Consider the following 20,289-nt stretch of genomic DNA (forward strand, 5'->3'; position numbering starts at 1 on the left):
GACCTACAGCTGCAAAGGGCTTCGCGAGCAGAGCTCGCTCCTACGGGGTGCCCGGCTTCGCCTTCAGCCGCGTGGTCGCGAAGTTATTCGACCCCAGCGGACTCATGCGGAAGCCTTCCACTTCCGGGGTGAGGACGTTGAACAGCCTGGGGTGGGCGAGGGGGATCCAGGGGGCTTGCTCGTGGAAGATCGCCAGGGCCTGGCGGTAGAGCTGGGCGCGTGTTTCCCGGTCGTTTTCTGCGCGGGCCTGGCGGATCAGTTCGTCGAACTTCGTGTCGCACCAGCCGGCCTGGTTCTCCCCTGATTTGGCGGCGGCGCAGGAGAGGTTGGGGGTGAGGAAGTTGTCCGGGTCGCCGTTGTCGCCGACCCAGCCCATGAACACCAGGTCGTGCTCGCCGTTCTTGGCGCGCTTGATCAGTTCACCCCATTCGAAGACGCGGATGTCCGCCTGGATGCCGACGGCGGCCAGGTCGGCCTGGAGCATCTGCGCGCCGATGCCGGGGTTGGGGTTGGTGGGGCCGCCGCCGGGGCGGGTCCAGATGGACAGCTTGAGGCCCTTGCCGTGGCCGGCTTCGGCCAGCAGCTGGCGGGCGCGTTCGGGGTCGTGGGGCCAGGGGTCGAGGTCGCTGTTGTAGCCCAGCAGGGTGGCGGGGTAGGGGTTGACCGCGGCGCTGGCGGCACCTTCGCCGTATTGGGCGCGGATGTAGGACTTCTTGTCGAAGGCGAGGTTGATCGCCTGGCGCACGCGCATGTCGTCCAGCGGTGGATGGCGGGTGTTGAGGGCGACGTAGGCGACCATCAGCGCGTCCTGCTCCACCAGTTTCACGCCGGGGGCGCCGCGCAGGGCGGGCACGTCGGTGGGCTTGGGGTAGAGGGCCACCTGGCAGGCGCCGGCGCGCAGCTGCTGGATGCGCACGTTCGGGTCGGGGGTGATGGCTAGCAGCAGGCGGTCGCTGGGGGGCTTGCCGTTCCAGTAGTCGGGGTTGGCGAAGAAACGCACCTGGGCGTCCTTGGCGTAGCGCTGGAAGACGAAGGGCCCGGTGCCCACCGGCTGGCTGTTGAGGGCGTCGGGGGTGCCGGCGGCCAGGAGCTTGGCGGCGTATTCGGCGGAGTAGATGGAGGTGAAGCCCATGGCCAGGTCGGCGAGGAAGGGCGCCTCGGGGTGGCGCAGGACGAAGCGCACGCGGTGGTCGTCGAGCTTCTCGATGCGCTCGATCAGCTGGGCGAAGGCCATGGATTCGGCGTAGGGGAAGCCCCGTGGCGAGAGGCCGTGCCAGGGGTGCTTGGGGTCGAGCTGGCGCTGGAAGCTCCAGAGCACGTCGTCGGCATTGAATTCGCGGCTGGGGGTGAACCAGGGCGTGGTGTGGAACTTCACCCCGCGGCGCAGCTGGAAGTCGTAGGTGAGGCCGTCCGCGCTGATGTCCCAGCGCTCGGCGAGGCCGGGCTGCAGGCGGGTGCTGCCGGGGGCGAACTGCACCAGGCGGTCGAACAGCGTTTCGGCAGCGGCATCACCCGTGGTGGCGGCGGTGTACTGGACGATGTCGAAGCCTTCGGGGCTGGCTTCCGTGCACACCACCAGGGAGCTGGCGGCGTTGCAGGCGAGGGGCAGGAGCAGGGCGAGGGACGACAGGCATCGGCGCATGGTGCTTCCCTTCGGGGGTGGAGGGGCGGGGCCGGGCGGCCCCGCCGACAGGGCCTACTTCTCGACGCTGACGCCATAGAAGGAGTTGAGGCCGAAGGGGCTGATGCGGAAGTCCTTGACCGTCTTGCTCATGGGTTGGTTGACGGTGGAGTGGGCGATCGGGGTGATCGGCACTTCGCGCTTGAGGATCTGCTGGGCTTCCTTGTAGAGGGCGGTGCGCTTGTCCTTGTCGGTGACCGCCTTGCCTTCCTTGATCAGCTTGTCGTAGCCCTTGTCGCACCAGCGCGAGTAGTTGTTGCCGCCGATGGCGTCGCAGCCGTAGAGCACGCCGAGCCAGTTGTCCGGGTCACCGTTGTCGCCGGTCCAGCCGATCAGCAGGGCGTCGTGCTCGCCGGCCTTGGCGCGCTTGTTGTACTCGCCCCACTCGTAGGAAACGATCTTGGCCTTGATGCCGATCTTGGCCCAATCGGCCTGGAGCATCTCTGCCATCAGCTTGGCGTTGGGGTTGTAGGGGCGCTGCACGGGCATGGCCCAGAGGGTGATCTCGGTGCCTTCGGCGACGCCGGCGGCCTTGAGCAGGGCCTTGGCCTTCTCGGGGTCGTAGGCCGGGTCCTTGATGCTGTCGTCATAGGACCACTGGGTCGGCGGCATGCCGTTGGTGGCGAGCTGGCCGGAGCCCTGGTAGACGGCCTTGATGATGGCCGGCTTGTTCACCGCCATGTCCAGCGCCTGGCGCACTTCGAGCTTGTCGAAGGGTTTGTGCTCCATGTTGTAGGCGATGTAGCCGACGTTGAAACCGGCCTGCTGGGGCACGTCGAGCTTGGGGTCCTTGCGCATGGCGTCGAGGTCGGCCGGGCGCGGGTAGGCGGTGATCTGGCATTCGCCGGCCTTGAGCTTCTGGTAGCGCACCGAAGCGTCGGAGTTGATGGCGAAGATCAGGTTGTCGATCTTCACGTCCTCGGGCTTCCAGTAGTCCTTGTTGCCCTTGTAGCGGATCTGCGCGTCCTTCTGGTAGCGGCTGAAGACGAAGGGGCCGGTGCCGATGGGCTTCTGGTTGAGGTCGGCGGCCTTGCCGGCCTTGAGCAACTGGTCGGCGTATTCGGCCGAGTGGATGGAGGCGAAGCTCATGGCCATGTTCTGGATGAAGGCCGCGTCCACGGTGTTGAGGGTGAAGCGCACGGTGTGCGCGTCGAGCTTCTCCAGCTTGGCGATGTTGGCGTCCATGCCCATGTCGGTGAAGTAGGGGAACTCGGTGGGGTACGCCTTGCGGAAGGGGTGGTCCTTGTCGAGCATGCGCTGGAAGGTGAAGAGCACGTCGTCGGCGTCGAATTCGCGGGTCGGCTTGAAGTAGTCGGTGCTGTGGAACTTCACGCCGGCGCGCAGGTGGAAGGTGTAGGTCAGGCCGTCATCGGAGATGTCCCACTTCTCCGCCAGGCCGGGTTCGACTGCGGTGCCGCCGCGCTCGAACTGGGTGAGGCGGTTGAACACCGCTTCGGCGCCGGCGTCGAAGTCGGTGCCGGTGGTGTACTGGCCGGGGTCGAAGCCCGCCGGGCTGCCTTCGGAACAGAAAACCAGGTTGCTGGCGGCGCTGGCGAACGGTGCGGCGGCGATCAGGCCGGCGGCGAGCAGCGCTTGGATGACGGCGTTTTTACGCATTTTGACCTCATGTCTTGTTGTGGTTGTCATCGTGAGGGGCCCCTTCGTGAGGGACCTTGCAAGAACCTATGCACGGCACATGCCTGAGGCAAGCCGAGGGCAGGGGAGAGTGTAGAAGCTGTGACGAAGGTGTAAGGCGGTGTCGCAAATATGCAAAAGCGGTGGCGCGTGGATGACCCGTTGATAAAAGGGAGCCGCGCCGTTGCAGCGCGGCTCCCGCCCGTTATCAGGGCATCTGCACCTCGATGACGCCGTCGGCATTGACGGTCACGCGACTGGTGCCGGCTTCGACTTCCGGTGCCGGGGCGCTGTCGTACATCGACGACTTGGCGGCCATGGCGCGCATCATCACCGGCTGCGGCTGGAAGCCGGCGCTGTTCAGGTTGAGGCTGACCAGCTTGTAGCCGCTGCCGCCGAGGGCCTCGGTGGCCAGCTGGGCGCGGGCCTTGAAAGCGTCCACGGCCTGCTTGATCAGGGCGTCTTCGTTCTTCTTGCGGGTCGGGTCGGCGATGCTGAAGTCCATGCCGCCCATCTTCAGGCTGCCCATCAGGTCGGCGCTGAGCTGGGAGAGGGTGGCGAAGTCCGGGCTTTCCAGGCGCAGTTCGGCGCGCTCGCGCCAGCCGGTGATCTTCTGACCCTTGTCGTCGTAGACCGGGTAGCTGTTGCGGCTGCCCAGGCTCACCGATACGCCATTGGTGGCACGGGCCTTCTCCACCGCCGCGTTGATGGTGCGGGTGATTTCGGCGGCGAGCTTGGCCGGGTCGGCGCTCTGGGATTCGCTGTAGAGGGTGACGTGCATCAGGTCGTGGGCCACTTCCTGGCTGACCTCGGCGCGCAGCGCCACCTGGTTGTAGCGGGCGTCTTCGGCCTGGGCGGTGAGGCTGCCGAAGGTCGCGGCGCACAGGGTGATGGCGGCGGCGAGGCGGGTGATGGCTTGCATAACGGCTCCTTGTGAGAGGCAGTGGGTGCACGGATTGTGCAGCAGTCACGGGGTTAGACGCAGGTCTGCTGCGAACGGGGTTAAGACCTGGAAGATTTTTTTGCGTTCCGGTCGGGCCCACCCAGTGGGCGACCCGTCGTCGGCCGACGAAAGGCGCACGACGATGCGGCGAGTTGACGCATATCAGCGGAGCGCGTGGCGCCTTGGTTATACTCCGCCGACGCCCTGGAGTACCCATGCTCGCACCCTTGCAATTGTTATCCGCCAGCCGGCAGAACCTGCTGCGCCTGACCTTCATCCGCATCCTCGTGCTGGCCGCCCAGGCCGGTTCGGTGGGGCTCGCCTACAAGGCCCAGCTGCTGCAACTGCCCTGGCTGGAGCTGTCGGTGACCCTCGGTGTTTCCCTGGTCCTGTGCCTGAGCACCGCCCTGCGCCTGCGTGGGCCCTGGCCGGTCACCGAGCTGGAATACTCGGTGCAGCTGGCCTGCGACCTGGTTATCCACAGCGTGCTGCTCTATTACTCGGGCGGTTCGACCAACCCCTTCGTCTCCTATTACCTGGTGCCGCTGACCATCGCTGCCGCCACGCTGCCCTGGCTCTACACCCTGGTGCTGGCGGGCATGGCGCTGGCTGCCTACACCTTGCTGCTGGTGTGGTTCCACCCGCTGGAGATGCCGGTGGCCCAGCGCGAGACGCTGCTGATCTACGGCATGTGGCTGAGCTTCGCCCTGGCCGCCGCGATGATCACCTTCTTCGCTGCGCGGATGACCGAGGAGCTGCGCCGCCAGGACCAGCTGCAGTCGGTGCGCCGCGAAGAGGGCATGCGTGACCAGCAACTGCTGGCCGTGGCCACCCAGGCCGCCGGTGCCGCCCATGAACTGGGCACGCCGCTGGCGACCATGAGCGTGCTGCTCAAGGAACTGCGTCGGGAGTATGGCGACAAGCCCTCCCTGCAGGAGGACCTGGCCCTGCTGCAGGAGCAGGTGCGCCTGTGCAAGGACACCCTGCAACAGCTGGTGCGCGCCGCCGAGGCGGATCGACGCCAGGCGGTGGTGGAGCAATCGGCCGTGGAGTGGCTGGAGGTCACCCTCAACCGCTGGCACCTGATGCGCCCTGAAGCCACCTATCGCTACCAGTGCCTGGGCATCGGCCTGCCACCGCGGCTGATGCCGCCGGCCGACCTGACCCAGGCCCTGCTCAACCTGTTGAACAACGCCGCCGATGCCTGCCCGGACAAGCTCGACATCCGCCTCAACTGGGATCCCCAGTGGGTGGTGCTGAGCATCCGCGACCAGGGCGCCGGCGTGCCCCTGGCCATCGCCGAGCAGCTCGGCCGGCCCTTCTTCACCACCAAGGGCAAGGGCTTCGGCCTCGGCCTGTTCCTCAGCCAGGCCAGCGTTACCCGCGCCGGCGGAACCGTGAAACTGTACAACCATGAAGATGGCGGTACGCTCACCGAGTTGCGCCTGCCACGAGGCTACGGCGTTGCCTGAGCTGAACCCGCGAGGAGTTGAAATGAGCGATGAACCCCTGATCGAAGGCGAAGAGCAGCCCCACCTCCTGCTGGTGGACGACGACACCACCTTCACCCGCGTCATGGCTCGTGCCATGAGCCGCCGCGGCCTGCGGGTCTCGGTCGCCGGCTCGGCCGAAGAGGGCCTGGTCGTGGCCAAGGACGACCTGCCCGATTACGCGGTGCTCGACCTGAAGATGGACGGCGACTCCGGCCTGGTGCTGCTGCCCAAGCTGCTGGAGCTGGACCCGGAGATGCGCGTGGTGATCCTCACTGGTTATTCGAGCATCGCCACCGCCGTGGAAGCCATCAAGCGTGGCGCCACCAACTACCTGTGCAAGCCGGCCGACGCCGATGACGTGCTCACCGCGCTGCTGTCCCAGCATGCCGACCTGGACACCCTGGTGCCGGAAAACCCCATGTCGGTGGACCGCCTGCAGTGGGAGCACATCCAGCGCGTGCTGGCCGAGCACGACGGCAATATCTCCGCCACCGCCCGCGCCCTCGGCATGCACCGCCGCACCTTGCAGCGCAAGCTGCAGAAGCGCCCGGTCCGCCGCTGACGCCGGCGCCGAATAAAACCTCGGCGCCTTGTTGGGGATGTGTAGGGTGGGCTTCAGCCCACCGCTTCTCCTTTACTTGCTAAATCATCGATACCGGAGCCCCGGGCACACTCCTGTGCCGACCCTGGCCCCGTCTGGTGGAGGTAAAAGGCGACCTCCACGCCGGAGCCGTCCTGGCAGCGCGGGTTCGCAGGGGCCTTGTAGGGGCGACTTCAGTCGCCAAGCGGCGCGCAGCGCCGCCCTCGGTTTTTCTCCCCCTGAAAGCTTCACGAAAGCCACTTCCCGCCCCGACTTGGTTATCCTTAGCCGCCTAACTATCCCCGCGCGCCAGGCCTTTCCATGTTCGCCGTCGTCCAGCAAATCATCGGCATCACCGCGCCGGTCTTTTCCATGCTTTTCCTCGGCGTTCTGCTGCGTCGCCTGCGCTGGATCGATGCGCCCTTCATCGATACCGCGTCCTCGCTGGTGTTCCGCGGCACCATGCCGACCATGCTGTTCCTCGCCATCGTCCAGGCCGACCTGCGCACGGCGCTGCAGCCACGGCTGATCGGCTATTTCGTCCTGGCGACGCTGGTGTGCTTCGGCCTGGCCTGGCTCTGGGCGATCTGGCGGGTGCCGAAGGCGGACCGCGGCGTCTACACCCAGGGCGCCTTCCGTGGCAACAACGGCATCATCGGCCTGGCCCTGGCCACCAGCATGTACGGCGACTACGGGCTCTCGGTGGGCGGGGTGCTCGGGGGCGTGGTGATCCTCTGCTACAACACCCTGTCTTCGGTGGTGCTGGCCATCTACGCGCCCAACGCCAAGACCGACCCCTGGAGCCTGTTCAAGAGCATCCTCTGCAACCCGCTGATCATCGGCGTGCTGGCGGCCATCCCGGTGGCCTACCTGCAACTGCCGCTGCCGGCCTGGGTGGTCACCTCCGGCGAGTATTTCGCGCAGATGACCCTGCCCCTGGCGCTGATCTGCATCGGCGGCACCCTGTCTTTGGCTTCCCTGCGCGCGAGCGGACCGATGGCGCTGAGCGCCAGCCTGATGAAGATGGTCTGGCTGCCCCTGGTGGCCACGCTCGGCGCCTGGGCCTGCGGCTTCCGCAATGCCGAGCTGGCGATCCTCTTCCTGTATTTCGCCAGCCCCACGGCGGCGGCCAGCTTCGTCATGGCACGTGCGGTGAACGGCAACCACGAGCTGGCGGCGGCGATCATCGTGGTCACCACCCTGGCGGCGGTGGTCACCACCAACATCGGCCTGCTGACCTTGCAGCTGATGGGGATGATCTAGCTTTCCGAGGTTAGATGTTTCAAATTGTGAGGAACTTCCGACTCCTCATCGCCCCGGATTGCGCGGCTCCTCGTCAGGCTCTAGCATCACCGCCTTTGCGCCGTTAAAGGATTAAACATGCGCGCCCCCCTCCTGCTCTGCCTGACGCTCCTGGCCTCCCTGGCCCAGGCTGCCGAACCGTCTGCGACGCTGGAGGGGCCGACTGCCGGCTGGCGCTACGCCGGGCTGCTGGACCGCAGCGAGAACCCCGCCGTCGCCTACCCCACGCCGCCCATCGACCGTGGCGGCCAGCGCAACCGCACCCTGATCGAGGGCCGCCTGGCCAACATCGGCCAGGTGCGCCAGCCGCACCGCCTGGTGGTCAACGGCAATCCGCTGCCTCTCTACACCGACGACCAGGGCCGCTTCGTCCGCCCCTATGCCTTCGGCGCCGGCTCCAACGGCGTGGAAGTGGTGTCCGGCGACGGCAAAACCCTCCGCCGCGTGCAGTTCTACGAAGCCAACACCCATCGCACCCCGGCGCGCCTGCGCGTGGTGCTCGGCTGGGACGACCCCAAGGCCGAGCTCGACCTGCACATCGTCACACCCGACGGTCAGCACGCCTTCTGGGCGGACCCGGTGATGAGCAACGGCGGCGGCCTGGACACCGACAGCGTCGATGGCCCGGGCCCCGAGATGTTCACCATGACCGCGCCGCTGCACGGCACCTACCTGGTGTACGTGAACTACTGGGGCAACCTGGGCGCCGGCGGCTACAACTTCGATGCCGGCAGCAACCAGAACGAGGTGATCACCTCGCAGATCAGCCTGGTGTTCAACGAGAACACCGTGAACGAGAAGCGCGAGACCTTCATCGTCCCGCTGCGCGCCATCGGCGAGCTGCTGCTCGTCAAATCCTTCAATTTCTGATGTCCCGACGCTTGGATGAACTGGGGTTATTCGACATGAGCCAGACCACCACACCCGAACCGGCCCGCCGCCCGGCCCTGGCACGCCACCCGCGCGTGCTCGCCGCCGGCCTGCTGCTGCCGCTGGCCGCCTTCGGCCTGCTGGGCGGGTGCTCCAAGGAACCGCCGCGCGAGCTGGCCGAGAAGAGCGCCCTGGGCCTCGACCTCAAGCGCCCCGACGCGCTGATCGAGAGCGTCTCGCTGAGCCGCCTGCCCAAGGACATCCTCGCCGTGCCGCTGCTGCGCGACACCCTGACCGAGGACTTCGTCTTCTACTACCAGGACAACGCCGACCGCCTCGGGCTGTCCGGCAGCCTGCGCCGGATCATCTACGAGCGTGACCTCAAGCTGCAGGACACGCTGCTGGACGAGCTGCTCGACCAGCCCGCCGAAGTCGCCCTGTGGCGCGGCGCCGACGGCAAGCTCAAGCACGTGCTGCTGACCATCGAGCGCGGTGGCCTGGCGCGGGTGCTGGAGCCCCTGGCCCACATCGCCCTCGACGACAGCCAACTGAGCCAGGCCGGCGAACTGCGCGTGGACGGTGATGCCGTACCGCTCTACCGCCTGAGCTACCTGGGCGACCGCTCCGTGCTGTTGGCCAGCCACGGCGACAAGCTGCTGGTGCTGTCCAGCCCCGGCATGCTGATGGACGAGGCCGGCCAACTGGCCAAGGACGCCACCGAGTCGGTGGAATCCCTGCTCGACGGCGAGAACCCCTTCCCCGAGCGCTTCGGTCTGGATGCCCGTGGCACCGAGCAACAGCGCATCGCCCTGTCCGGCGAGTACGTCGCCTTCGGCTACCAGCGCTTCTTCCCGTCCTTCGCCGGGCTGCGTTTCGAGATGGACGACAAGGGCTGGCACAGCTACGTCGCCCTCAACGAGATCGATGACCAGCCGGCCTTCGACTTCACCCCCATCTGGAAGGCCATGCCCATGGGCGCCAGTGCCTGCGTGGCCCTGCCGGTGGCCCCGGGTGTGCCCGGCAAACTGCTGGACCGCGTCGGCGCCGGCAAGGACGTCGCCGCCGAGCTGGAGAAACGCCTGAACGGCGCGGCCGGCCTGTGCTGGTACGCCGAGTCGCGCCTGCACTCGCCGCTGTTGGTTACCCAACTGGGCGAGGCGGCCACCCCTGAATTGGATACCGCCATCGAGGGCCTGTTCGGCTCGGTGATCGGCGCCTACGAGCCCTATGTCGAAGGCGGTCGTTTCCCGGTGGACGACCAGACCAATGGCCAGACCCGCCGCTGGACCCGCGACGTCGGCTCCAACTTCGGCCAGTACCCCGCCAGCGAGAACGCCAACCCGGACGCCCTGGGCTCCAGCGGCTTCTTCCGCGTGAGCCTGGCGCGCCATGGCGACACCCTGCTGTTCTCCCTCGACGACAAGCTGGTGACCAAGGGCCTGGATACCCTCGACAAGCGCTTCCCGCCGTTGGCCGAGACCCTGCCCAAGGACGCCCTGGTGCCGGCCTTCATGGCCCCGGATGGCCTGTCCAAGCTGCTCGAGCGCGAAACCCTCGACAGCCTGCCGAGCAACTACGAGCCGGTGTTCCGCAACGCCGCCGAAACCCACCTGCTGCCCAAGCTGCGGGCCCTCGGTGGCCATGGCAAGTACGCCCTGGCGCTGCCTGAGGGCACCAAGGCCGGTTCCGACTGGCAATGGCTGCCGCTGGAATGGCGCCCGCTGTGACCCGCACCCTGGCCCGCCTGCCGCTGGGCTTCGCCGCGCTGTTGATGGCGTGGAGCCTGGCCCTTCGCGCCGACGACGTTCCCGCCCTGGACGCCGAGCAGTCCCAGGTGTTCCGCGCCTGGTTCGTGCGCATCGCCCAGGAGCAGCTGCGCCAGGGGCCGAGCCCGCGCTGGCACCAGCAGGACTGCGCCGGCCTGGTGCGCTTCGCCGCCAACGAGGCGCTCAAGCCCCATGACGGCAAGTGGCTGCGTGCCAATGGTCTGTCCAACCGCTACCTGCCGCCGGAGCTGGACCTCAGCGAAGGCCAGCGCCGCCTGGCGCAGACCTGGCAGCAGGGTGGCGGCAAGGTCGGGCCCTATGTGAATGCCATCAAGCTGATCCAGTACAACAGCCGGTTCGCCGGCCGCGACCTCAACCAGGCGCGGCCCGGCGACCTGATCTTCTTCGACCAGGGCGACGAGCAGCACCTGATGATCTGGATGGGCCGCGACATCGCGTACCACACCGGAACCACCACGCCGACCGATAACGGCATGCGCTCTGTGAGCCTGCAACAACTCATGACATGGAAGGACACCCGATGGATCCCCGACGAATCCAACCCCAACTTTATCGGCATCTATCGGCTGCACTTCCTCTCCCGATGACTGCCGCCCGCCTGCTGCGCCGCGCCGCCTCCCTGTCGGCGGCGGCCCTGCTCGCCCTGGCCTTGCCCTTCGGCAGCGCCCAGGCCGAGGACGAGGTGCCGTCCAGCGGCTACACGCCGCTCGCGGGTGAATCCTTCTTCCTGCTCTCCGACAGCAGCTTCGCCGCCGACGAGGTGGCCAAGGTGCGCCTCGAAGCGCCGGGCCGCGACTACCGCCGCTACCGCATGGAAGGCTACGGCGGCGTCGACGTGCGGGTGTACCGCATCGACAACCCGCTGGACTTCCTCAAGCGCCAGAAAAACCTGCACCGTGTGGTCGCCGAGGGCGACTTCAAGGGCGAGGGCCTGTCCAACACCCTCGGCTACCTGTGGGACAACTGGTACCGCAAGTCGCGGCGGGTGATGCAGCGCGCCTTCTCCTACGAGTCGCGCAAGCAGGTCACCGAGGAAGCCCCCGAGCTGAAGATGGGCGATGCCATTCGCACCCCCACCGAGTTCACCCCGCAGGTGCAGTACGCCCCCATGAAGGGCCTGCCCCTGGTCGCGCAGTTCCGCTACCCGCTGTGGGAAGCCAAGCCCATCGAGCCGCCGAAGGGCGTCGAGCTGGCCGGCTCCTCCAGCCAGTTCACCAGCACCCAGCCGGGCAACGTCTACATCCCCCTGGGCAAGCTCAAGCCGGGCCTTTACCTGGCCGAAGCCATCGTCGGCAAGTACCGCGCCACCACAGTGGTGTTCGTCTCCAACACCGTCGCCGTGAGCAAGATCACCGGCGGCGAGCTGCTGGTATGGACCGCGCGCAAGCATGAAGGCACCCCGGTCGCCGGAGCCAAGGTGCTGTGGACCGATGGCCTGGGCGTGATGACCAGCGGCAGCACCGATGCCGAAGGCCTGCTGCGCCTCGGCCATGCCAGCCCGGAGCGTTCCTACGTGCTGGGCGAGGACGCCGAAGGCGGCGTGTTCGTTTCCGAGAACTTCTATTACGACAGCGAGATCTACGACACCAAGCTCTACGCCTTCACCGACCGCCCGCTGTACCGTCCGGGTGATTGGGTGGAAGTGAAGATCGTCGGCCGCGAGTTCAAGAACGCCCGTGACTCGGTGGCGCCCGGCGCCGCACCGGTCAAGCTGGCCGTGCTGGACGCCAACGGCACCCAGCTGCAGACCCTGGACCTGAAGCTGGAATCCAGCTCCGGCACCGCCGGCCGCTTCCAGCTGCCGCAGAACGCCGTGGCCGGTGGCTACGAGCTGCGCTTCAACTACCGCGACCAGGTCTACAGCAGCGCCTTCCGCGTCGCCGACTACATCAAGCCGCACTTCGAGGTGTCGCTGGACCTGGCCAAGCCCGACTTCCGCACCGGCGAACCGATCAAGGGCGCCCTGGTGCTGCTCTACCCGGACGGCAAGCCGGTGGTCAACGCCAATGTGCAGCTGAGCCTGCGCGCCCAGCAGCTGTCGATGATCGACAACGAACTGCAGTACCTCGGCCAGTTCCCCGTTGAGCTGACCAGCAGCGAGCTGTCCACCGACGCCAAGGGCCGTGCCGAGTTCGACCTGCCGGCCGCGGAGAAGCCCAGCCGCTACCTGCTCACCGTGTTCGCCAGCGATGGCGCCGCGTACCGGGTCAAGAGCAGCAAGGAAATCCTCATCGAGCGTGGCGCCGCCCGTTACGTCCTGAGCGCCCCGCAGCGCTTCAGCAGCACCGGCGAGTCGGTGCGCTTCACTTACCGCAGCGAACGTCCCACCGAGCTGAAACCGGCGCGTTACGACTGGGTGCGCCTGGAAGACCAGAGCAGCCACAGCGGCAGCCTGTCCGCCGGTGACGAGGGCTTCGACCTCAAGTTCGAGCGCCCTGGCACCTACAGCATCACCCTCAAGGACGAACACGACCTGATCCTCGGCGCCACCGGCCACTCGGTGAGCGGCGAGGGCGTCAAGTCCGTGGCCGGCACCATCGAGATCGTGCTGGACAAGGCCGAGTACCAGGCCGGTGACGAGGCCCTGGCCCTGATCACCTTCCCCGAGCCGGTGAGCGATGCGCTGCTGACCCTGGAGCGCGACAAGGTCGAGGCCACCGCGCTGCTGTCCAAGGGCGCCAGCTGGCTGAAGCTGGAGCGCCTGTCCGACACCCAGTACCGCGCGCGCATTCCGGTGGGCGAGACCTTCTCGCCGAACATCACCTTCTCCGCGCTCTACACCCGTGGCGGCGACTACAGCTTCCAGAACGCCGGCATCAAGGTGGCGACGCCGCAGATCGACATCCAGATCGTCGCCGACAAGGAGACTGCGCGCCCCGGCGACATGGTCACCGTCGAGCTGACCACCCGCTACGCCGGCAAGCCGACCGCCTCGCGCCTCACCGTCAGCGTGGTGGACGAGATGATCTACGCGCTGCAGCCGGAGATCGCCCCGGGCATCGACCAGTTCTTCTACCACCCGCGCCGCAACAACGTGCGCACCAACGCCAGCCTCTCGTTCATCGCCTACGACCTGGCCTTGCCCGGCACGCCCAGCGCCCCGGGCCGCGCCAACCGCAGCGACCGTGGCGTCAAGGTGCTGGAGCGTCCGCGCCGCGAGGAAGTGGACACCGCCTCCTGGCAGCCTGACCTGGTCACCGACGCCGACGGCAAGGCCCGCTTCAGCTTCCGCATGCCCGACTCGCTGACCCGCTGGCGCATCACCGCCCGCGCCGTCAACGCCGATGGCCAGGTCGGCCAGAAGCGCCAGTTCGTGCGTTCCGAGAAGCCGCTGTACCTGAAGTGGAGCGGCCCGGCCACCTACCGTGGCGGCGACAAGCCGGCCCTCGGCCTGTTCGCCTTCAACCAGGGCGAGGCCGCGACCAAGGCCGAGCTGGTGACCCGCTACAACGGCCAGGAACAGCGCACCCCGGTGGAACTGGCAAAAGGCATCAACTACCTGCCCCTGGCCGAGACCGCCCTGGTGAATGGTGACTTCCACGCCGAACTGGTGCAGGACGGCCAGGCCGTCGACGCCCTGGACGTCGCCCTGCATCTGGCCGCCAGCGGCTGGCAGAGCGCCCAGGCGAAGACCGTCGTCGCCTACGCCGGCAAGACCGAACTGGGCCTGCCGGCTGACGCCAGCGCCATCCGCCTGCGTCTCGACGACAGTGGCCGCTCCCTGTTCAAGGGCGCGCTCGATGACCTGCTCGGCTATCCCTACGGCGGCGTCGAGCAGACCGCCAGCCGCCTGCTGCCGCTGGCCCTGGCCTACCCGACCCTGGCCCAGGGCGAGCCGCGCGTGCGCGACCGCCTGCGCCTGATCATGCAGAACAGCCGCCTGCGCCTGGTGCAGATGGCCGGCCCCGAAGCGTCCTTCACCTGGTGGGGCGACGAGGCGGATGCCGATGCCTTCCTCACCGCCTATGCCTACTACGCCGACTGGTACGCCAGCCGCGCCCTGGAGGTGCAACTGCCGGTGGAACACTGGCAGCGCGTGCTGGACGTCTACGCCGCCCAGGCGCCGACCACGCCGTTGCTGCAACGTGCGCTGATCCTCGGCTTCGCCCGTGAGATGCAGCTGCCGGTCAACACCCTGATGGAAGGCCTGATGGCCGACCTGGCCGCCGCCGGGGAGGGCAGCGACCAGGCCCTGTCGGACGACGGCAGCCAGAGCCTGGTGATGACTGCGCCTGATTCGGCCCTGGGCCTTGCCGCTGCTCGGGTGCTCACCGTCGGCCTGGCGCGCCAGGTCCAGGTCCAGGTGCCGGACGCGCTGGCCGCCCAGGTTGGCGCTGCCCGCGAACGCCTGGCCGCCAGCCAGCAGCCCTTTGGCGAGGCCATCGGCCTGTACGTCAACGGTGCCGACCGCGAACGCGCCGCCTCGCTGCTCAAGCGCCTGGCACCCGGCCAGGCCACCCTGGAACGCGCCCTGGCGCTGACCTGGCTGCAGCGTTCCCTCGGCCAGGACAGCGAAGACATCGTCCTCAAGCCCCAGGGCGACTGGCACGCGGCCGAAGGCACCAGTGGCGAAGGCTACTGGCTGTGGCAAGGCCAGGGCGTGCCGAGCGAGCTGGAACTGCCGGCCGACCTGCCGCACCCGGTGGACGTGCGCCTGGACTTCAACAGCGCCCAGGCCACCCCGGTGAAGCTGGACGTGGAGATTTCCCGCCGCCTGCTGCGCCTGGTTCCCAGCGATGAGGCCTTCAACTTCACCGCCGAGGAGGTGAAGCCGGAAGACATCTCCAGCGACGACCTCTACCTGGACACCATCGTGCTCACCAGCAAGGGCGAACGCGCGCTGCGCTACGGCATGCTGGAAGTGCCGCTGCCGCCGGGCGCCGATGTCGAGCGCACCACCTGGGGCATCAAGATCTCCGGCCTGGGTGGCGAAGAAGCCGAAACCCTGGAGCGCGCGCGCAACGAGCCGGGCCAACTGCTCTACGCGGTGCCGGTGGACAGCCTGCAAGGCAGCGTGGTGCTGCAACACCTGGTGCGCTTCTCGCAGAAAGGTTCCTTCGAACTGCCGCCGGCCCGCTACCAGCGCCTCTACGCTCCCCAGGAGCAGGCGCTGGAGAGCGAACCTGCGCTCGGACGGATCAAGGTTGACTAGGACGCGACACCTGGCCGGGGCCCTGCTGATGCTGGCGGCCCCGTTGCTTCACGCGGGCGAGGCGCCTTTGAACCTCGCCTGGCGTGGGCCCCAGGGCAATGAACTGCTGCAGCTGGACCGCAGCCGGGTGCTCACGCGCGGGCCGCTGCCCGCCGAGCACCAGACGCCCATGGGCAGCCTGTGGAAACTGTTCGTCTACGCCTACCTCGTGGATAACGCGCGCCCCGACCCCGGCTACCAATGCAAGGGCCAGGACCGCGACGAGGTCTATTGCTGCAACCCCGGCGAGCGCATCGACCGGGACCAGGCGCTGGTGAAGTCCTGCGGCCTGTACTTCTCATCCCCCGAACTGCACCTCGACCCTGCCGACTGGTCGCGCTACTGGCATGAGCGCCAGGGCGCCGGCTGGCTGCAGCGGCTGGACCAGCTGCAGCCCCAGGCCCGGGTGCCGGTGGGCGAGCTGCTGGACGAGCTGGCCCACCTGCCGGCCCAGGCCCAGGCGCGCCAGGTGCTGCTCGACGTGCCCCTGTCGGCCCCCGATTCCGCCGCCCTGGGCGCCCTGGGTGGGCGCCTGCGGGCCAAGACCTGGAGCTGGCTGGCCGATGGTGATGCCCAGGCACGCCAGGGCGGTTTCGCCGGCTGGCTGGCCGATGGCACGCCGATCTGGGCCGGTGGCCCGGGTACCAGTCAGCGGGTGCTCAAGGATTACGCCGAGATACTCGGGCAGACACTGCCCACGACCTGGCCAGCGGAAACCGGCGCCTGCGTCGAAGTCGATCTGTTCACCCGCTACCCGGTGCGCCAGGTACGCCGCGAGGGGCAGGCCGCCGCCGTGGCGCCGGGCATGCTACGCGGGCGCTATGAGGTGGAGTTCGCCAATGGCAACCGCCTGGGTATCGAAAGCGACGGCGAGCTGTTCCTCGAAGGCCAGGGCGATGCCCAGACGCTCACCGCCCACCTGCAACGCGAGGACTACGTGGCCCGCGTGCTGCAACGCGAAGCCTCGGCGCAGCCGGCGGAGGCGGCCAAGGCCCTGGCCGTGGCCATCCGCAGCTACCTGCAACAGAACGCCGGCCGCCGTGGCGAGTGCCTGACCATCGACGACAGCAGCGCCAACCAGCGTGTGGCGCCGCGCCCGGCCACCGCCGAGGCCCGCGCCATCGCCGCCTGGACCGCCGACCTGGTGCTGGCCGGCAGCCCGGTGACCTATCACAGCGACAAGCCGGCGCCCGATCGCCTGGCCTGGCAACAGGCGGTGCAGCAGGCCGGCGATGGCTTGCGCTACGACGCCATCCTCGCCCGTGCCTTTCCCCGTGCCAGCCTCAGCCGTTGGGACAAGCCCGTGGCCGCCTGCCAGGCGCTGCCCAATGCCGAGGAGTGGCTGCGCACGCAGCGCCGCGGCTGGCGCGCCACCCTGGACGCCGAGCCCGGCTATGACGAGATCCAGCAATTCGCCGTGTGCCGCCTGGCCTCCGGCAAGCCCCATGTCGACCGCGAGCGGCGGCGCATCTTCGTGCGCGGCCTGTTCTCCCTGCAGGACCGCCTCGACCTGACCCACGAATACCTGCACCTGGCCTTCGAAGCCCACCCCAACGGCCAGGACGAAGACTACGTCGAACGCCTCGCCCGCCACCTGTTACTGGAATGACCCCCATGCGCCTGCGCCCCGGATACCTCGCCCCCTTGCTTCTCAGCCTGATCCCCCTGGCCGCCAGTGCCGAGGTGCGCCTCGACACGCCCCGTGGCGGTTGGCGCGAAGGCAGCGGCAACGGCGAGCACTTCATGCAGCAGGTGAACTACCCGGCGTCCTCGGTGAACGTCGCCGAGGACCAGGCCGACACCGCGCGCATCAAGGGCGCCATCACGGGCCTGGCCAAGGCTCCGCAGGGCCCGGGCCGGCTGGTGGTCAACGGCATCGACATGCCGCTGAAGATCAACGAGGACGGCGGCTTCGACCGCCCCTTCGTGTTCCCGGGGGGCAGTAACAGCGTTGAGGTGCGCAGCCCCGACGGCCAGCAGAAGCGCCGCGTGCAGTTCTATAGCCTCGGTCGCGGCGGGGCCTCGGCGCGCCTGCGGGTGGTGCTGTCCTGGGACAGCGACAACACCGACCTCGACCTGCACCTGGTGACCCCGGATGGTGGCCATGTGTGGTACGGCGAGCGCTCCCTGGCCAACGGCGCGGCCCTGGACGTGGACGTGACCACCGGCTACGGCCCGGAAATGATCGCCACGCCGACCCCGCTCAAGGGCCAGTACCTGGTCTACGTGAACTACTACGGTGGTGGTTACCGCAGCGAAGAGGACGGAAGCAGCTCGCCGGGCCAGGCGCTGACCATCGGCCAGATCACCGTGATCAGCGAAGAGGGCACGGCCAACGAGAAGCAGCAGAGCTTCCTCGTGCCCATGCGCCAGCCGGGTGAGCTGACCCTGGTGAAGAGCTTCAGTTATCCCTGATCGCTAGGCATGGCGGCGCTGCGCGCCGCTTGGCGAATGAATTGGCTCTGTCTGCGTTAAGTGTTGCTAGCTTCTAGACTTGTCGTTACGGCATCTCTTTCAGGAGGTCTGCCATGCGTGCGACAGAGTTTCGGAGCTGGCTATCTCGCCTGACTCAGCTCAACCAAACCCAGCGGGATCAGCTTCAAACGCAGCTGTCCTGCCCCCAGGGCATGCTGGCGGAGGCGCTGGAGCCTCCCGAGCATTGCCCCCACTGCCAAGCCACTGCCTTACGCCCATGGGGATCCAGTCACGGCTTGGCCCGCTACCGATGCCGAACCTGCAGGCGCACGTGCAATGCGCTGACGGGCACGCCATTGGCTCGACTGCGTCATCGGGAGTGTTGGGGGCGCTATGCCGAAGCCATGGTGAAAAGCCTGACGGTGCGCAAAGCCGCTGAACATTGCGAGGTTCACAAGAACACCGCATTCCGCTGGAGGCACCGTTTCTTGCGCTTGATCGCCGAGCATCGAGCACAGCATGAATCAGGGATTGTCGAGGCCGACGAGACCTTCTTCCTGGAGTCATTCAAAGGTCAGCGCAAACTGTCACGTCAGGCCCGCAAGCGCGGGGGCAGAGCACGGCGCAAAGGATTCACGGCCGAGCAGATCCCGGTCCTGGTGGTACGTGATCGGAGTGGGCAGCACGCCGACTTCCAGTTGAAACAACTCAATGCCGCGCACGTAGGTGAAGTGCTACGGCCGTTGCTCGATCCCGACGCGGTGCTGTGCACGGACAGCGCCGCGATCTACCAGAGCTTCGCCAAGGCAGAGGGCATTACCCACCATCGCGTGAACCTGCGCCAGAAGCGCCGCACCGATGGCGCCTTTCACATCCAGAACGTCAACGCCTATCACGGCCGCTTGAAGCTCTGGATGAAGCGTTTCAACGGTGTCGCGACCAAGTACCTGGAGAACTACCTGGGCTGGCGACGCCTGCTCGAGCGTTATGGAAATGATCTCAACCCGTTGATTTGTATGAAGGAGTCGCTCGGCGGCTATCCAGTGCAACAGCTAACGCAGACATAGCCAATGAATTCGCCCCTACATTTGCCCGCATCGCTCGAACGTGATCGTTGCGTAGGGAGGGCTTCAGCCCACCGAAACCCAACGAGCGCACTCTTCCAAACCAAGCGAAGAAGGTTGGGCAGCGACCAAGGTTCCTTCAAGAAGGCTTCAGCAGGCCTCGATGATCAGCCTGGTACCGGAGAGGCGGTGGGCTGAAGCGGTGCGCTGCCCGGCCCACCCTACGAAGAGCATGGCTCTGTCTGCGTTAGCTGTTGTGGTTTTAATGCAAGCGCTCAAGCACGGCCCTTTCCGGGCGCAAAAAAGGTTTGTGCAACCTCCGCCGCATGGGTTTCGCTCCGCTCTACCCATCCTACGAAAGTTCGTGCGCACCACGTGGTGATGCGTTGGGCGAAGAAAGTTGGAGCAGCCGCCAAACGCCCCTTCCCAGGAGGCCGAGCGAATCGTCGTGAAACGAAGCGAAGCGGAGTAACAGCCGAAGGCTGGCCCGAAGGGTGAGCGAAGCGAATCAAGGGGTTGAGCGACATGGATGTCGCGAGAGCCGCGATGGGCCAGGGATGGCCCTTCGCGGCGTGCCCCTGGACGCCGCTTGCGGCGAACGCACTTCAGTGCGGCCCGAAGGGCGAGCGTAGCGAGTAACGATGATGGAGCGAGGGGAGTCTGGCGAAGCCAGACCCGTATGCAGGGGCGAGTTTTTTGGTTCCTTTTCACCGGGCTGGCGTTCCAGCGATTGGAAAAGGGACTCGCCCGGGGGGGGGCGAAACCAAAAGCCGCACCGGAACTCAGCAATCAGCTGGGCTCAATTCTTCTAGCAACACTTAACGCCGCCCGAGTTGGCCCTCTTCGCGAATGAATCTCCCACAGTCCCGCGCAGCGACGTCGAGCCGCGCATCGTTGGGCCTCGCTGCGCTCGGCGCCAACCTACAGGCGCTAATCAGGCCTTCTGCTCGGCCTGCCAGGTGTCGATGATTTCCTGGGCGGCGCGGAAGGCGTCGATGGCGGCGGGGACGCCGGCGTAGACGGCGCAGTGCAGCAGCGCTTCGCGGATTTCTTCCACGGTGCAGCCGTTGTTCAGCGCGCCGCGCACGTGGCCCTTTAGCTCCTGGGGGCATTTCAGGGCGGTGAGGGCGGCGAGGGTGATCAGGCTGCGGGTCTTGCGGTCCAGGCCTTCACGGTTCCAGACGCCGCCCCAGGCGTGTTCGTTGACGAACTCCTGCAGCGGCTGGGTGAATTCGGTGGCATTGCCCAGGGCGCGGTCGACGAAGGCGTCGCCCATGACTTCGCGGCGGACCTGGACGCCGGGTTTGCGTGTTTCACTCATAGCGGTT

General features: G+C 67.4%; 14 protein-coding genes. 10 read left to right on the forward strand and 4 right to left on the reverse strand.

Annotated elements, in window-relative coordinates; translation table 11 throughout:
• Nucleotides 1-40: 40 nt before the first annotated feature.
• The 3 genes from PI990_RS06065 to PI990_RS06075 form a co-directional block, all read right to left on the reverse strand.
• On the reverse strand, nucleotides 41-1,642 hold the full coding sequence (locus PI990_RS06065) for an ABC transporter substrate-binding protein (RefSeq protein ID WP_271660099.1): 1,602 nt from the start codon (nucleotides 1,640-1,642) through the stop codon (nucleotides 41-43).
• 54 nt (nucleotides 1,643-1,696) lie between these two features.
• Nucleotides 1,697-3,298, reverse strand: coding sequence for an ABC transporter substrate-binding protein (locus PI990_RS06070; protein ID WP_184488671.1), 1,602 nt, complete (start codon nucleotides 3,296-3,298; stop codon nucleotides 1,697-1,699).
• Nucleotides 3,299-3,524: 226 nt separating this feature from the next.
• Nucleotides 3,525-4,238: an SIMPL domain-containing protein gene (locus PI990_RS06075; protein ID WP_271660100.1), complete on the reverse strand. Its 714-nt coding sequence runs from the start codon at nucleotides 4,236-4,238 to the stop codon at nucleotides 3,525-3,527.
• A 236-nt stretch (nucleotides 4,239-4,474) separates the two neighbouring features.
• Here PI990_RS06075 and PI990_RS06080 point away from each other — a divergent pair, with 236 nt between their 5' ends.
• From PI990_RS06080 to PI990_RS06125, 10 genes are all read left to right on the forward strand, one after another.
• A complete protein-coding gene (locus PI990_RS06080; RefSeq protein WP_184488672.1) occupies nucleotides 4,475-5,731 on the forward strand; it encodes an ATP-binding protein in 1,257 nt (418 codons plus the stop codon).
• Between the two features lie 22 nt (nucleotides 5,732-5,753).
• Nucleotides 5,754-6,314 carry a response regulator transcription factor gene (locus tag PI990_RS06085; RefSeq protein WP_021217751.1) on the forward strand — a complete coding sequence of 187 codons (561 nt, stop codon included), beginning with the start codon at nucleotides 5,754-5,756 and terminating at the stop codon, nucleotides 6,312-6,314.
• 339 nt (nucleotides 6,315-6,653) lie between these two features.
• Nucleotides 6,654-7,595, forward strand: a complete 942-nt coding sequence (locus tag PI990_RS06090; RefSeq protein ID WP_021217752.1) for an AEC family transporter — start codon at nucleotides 6,654-6,656, stop codon at nucleotides 7,593-7,595.
• Nucleotides 7,596-7,712: 117 nt separating this feature from the next.
• Nucleotides 7,713-8,504: a YfaP family protein gene (locus tag PI990_RS06095; protein WP_043246079.1), complete on the forward strand. Its 792-nt coding sequence runs from the start codon at nucleotides 7,713-7,715 to the stop codon at nucleotides 8,502-8,504.
• Nucleotides 8,505-8,539: 35 nt separating this feature from the next.
• Nucleotides 8,540-10,231, forward strand: a complete 1,692-nt coding sequence (locus PI990_RS06100; RefSeq protein ID WP_271660101.1) for a DUF2138 domain-containing protein — start codon at nucleotides 8,540-8,542, stop codon at nucleotides 10,229-10,231.
• The gene (locus PI990_RS06105) at nucleotides 10,216-10,878 is read left to right on the forward strand and encodes a DUF1175 domain-containing protein (protein WP_271660102.1); all 663 of its coding nucleotides are present in this window, start codon (nucleotides 10,216-10,218) and stop codon (nucleotides 10,876-10,878) included. Before PI990_RS06100 ends, PI990_RS06105 begins: the two co-directional genes overlap by 16 nt.
• Nucleotides 10,875-15,443 carry an alpha-2-macroglobulin family protein gene (locus PI990_RS06110; RefSeq protein ID WP_271660103.1) on the forward strand — a complete coding sequence of 1,523 codons (4,569 nt, stop codon included), beginning with the start codon at nucleotides 10,875-10,877 and terminating at the stop codon, nucleotides 15,441-15,443. The genes PI990_RS06105 and PI990_RS06110 overlap by 4 nt, the downstream gene beginning before the upstream one ends.
• A 28-nt stretch (nucleotides 15,444-15,471) precedes the next feature.
• Nucleotides 15,472-17,091, forward strand: a complete 1,620-nt coding sequence (locus PI990_RS06115; RefSeq protein ID WP_271661268.1) for a DUF2300 domain-containing protein — start codon at nucleotides 15,472-15,474, stop codon at nucleotides 17,089-17,091.
• A 5-nt stretch (nucleotides 17,092-17,096) separates the two neighbouring features.
• Entirely contained in the window at nucleotides 17,097-17,897 is an 801-nt protein-coding gene (locus PI990_RS06120; RefSeq protein WP_271660104.1) for a YfaP family protein, read from the forward strand.
• Nucleotides 17,898-18,010: 113 nt separating this feature from the next.
• Nucleotides 18,011-18,964: an IS1595 family transposase gene (locus tag PI990_RS06125; protein ID WP_271660105.1), complete on the forward strand. Its 954-nt coding sequence runs from the start codon at nucleotides 18,011-18,013 to the stop codon at nucleotides 18,962-18,964.
• Nucleotides 18,965-19,895: 931 nt separating this feature from the next.
• Here PI990_RS06125 and PI990_RS06130 read toward each other — a convergent pair.
• On the reverse strand, nucleotides 19,896-20,282 hold the full coding sequence (locus PI990_RS06130; protein WP_271660106.1) for a carboxymuconolactone decarboxylase family protein: 387 nt from the start codon (nucleotides 20,280-20,282) through the stop codon (nucleotides 19,896-19,898).
• Nucleotides 20,283-20,289: the final 7 nt, after the last annotated feature.

Origin of the sequence: Pseudomonas sp. TUM22785 (assembly GCF_028198105.1) — a bacterium.
GTDB classification, from domain to species: domain Bacteria; phylum Pseudomonadota; class Gammaproteobacteria; order Pseudomonadales; family Pseudomonadaceae; genus Metapseudomonas; species Metapseudomonas solani.

Excerpts from the sequence above, each read along its gene's own strand:
- PI990_RS06065 (WP_271660099.1), bottom strand. The coding sequence starts at position 1,642 with ATGCGCCGATGCCTGTCGTCCCTCGCCCTGCTCCTGCCCCTCGCCTGC.
- PI990_RS06070 (WP_184488671.1), bottom strand. The coding sequence starts at position 3,298 with ATGCGTAAAAACGCCGTCATCCAAGCGCTGCTCGCCGCCGGCCTGATC.
- PI990_RS06075 (WP_271660100.1), bottom strand. The coding sequence starts at position 4,238 with ATGCAAGCCATCACCCGCCTCGCCGCCGCCATCACCCTGTGCGCCGCG.
- PI990_RS06080 (WP_184488672.1), top strand. The coding sequence starts at position 4,475 with ATGCTCGCACCCTTGCAATTGTTATCCGCCAGCCGGCAGAACCTGCTG.
- PI990_RS06085 (WP_021217751.1), top strand. The coding sequence starts at position 5,754 with ATGAGCGATGAACCCCTGATCGAAGGCGAAGAGCAGCCCCACCTCCTG.
- PI990_RS06090 (WP_021217752.1), top strand. The coding sequence starts at position 6,654 with ATGTTCGCCGTCGTCCAGCAAATCATCGGCATCACCGCGCCGGTCTTT.
- PI990_RS06095 (WP_043246079.1), top strand. The coding sequence starts at position 7,713 with ATGCGCGCCCCCCTCCTGCTCTGCCTGACGCTCCTGGCCTCCCTGGCC.
- PI990_RS06100 (WP_271660101.1), top strand. The coding sequence starts at position 8,540 with ATGAGCCAGACCACCACACCCGAACCGGCCCGCCGCCCGGCCCTGGCA.
- PI990_RS06105 (WP_271660102.1), top strand. The coding sequence starts at position 10,216 with ATGGCGCCCGCTGTGACCCGCACCCTGGCCCGCCTGCCGCTGGGCTTC.
- PI990_RS06110 (WP_271660103.1), top strand. The coding sequence starts at position 10,875 with ATGACTGCCGCCCGCCTGCTGCGCCGCGCCGCCTCCCTGTCGGCGGCG.
- PI990_RS06115 (WP_271661268.1), top strand. The coding sequence starts at position 15,472 with ATGCTGGCGGCCCCGTTGCTTCACGCGGGCGAGGCGCCTTTGAACCTC.
- PI990_RS06120 (WP_271660104.1), top strand. The coding sequence starts at position 17,097 with ATGCGCCTGCGCCCCGGATACCTCGCCCCCTTGCTTCTCAGCCTGATC.
- PI990_RS06125 (WP_271660105.1), top strand. The coding sequence starts at position 18,011 with ATGCGTGCGACAGAGTTTCGGAGCTGGCTATCTCGCCTGACTCAGCTC.
- PI990_RS06130 (WP_271660106.1), bottom strand. The coding sequence starts at position 20,282 with ATGAGTGAAACACGCAAACCCGGCGTCCAGGTCCGCCGCGAAGTCATG.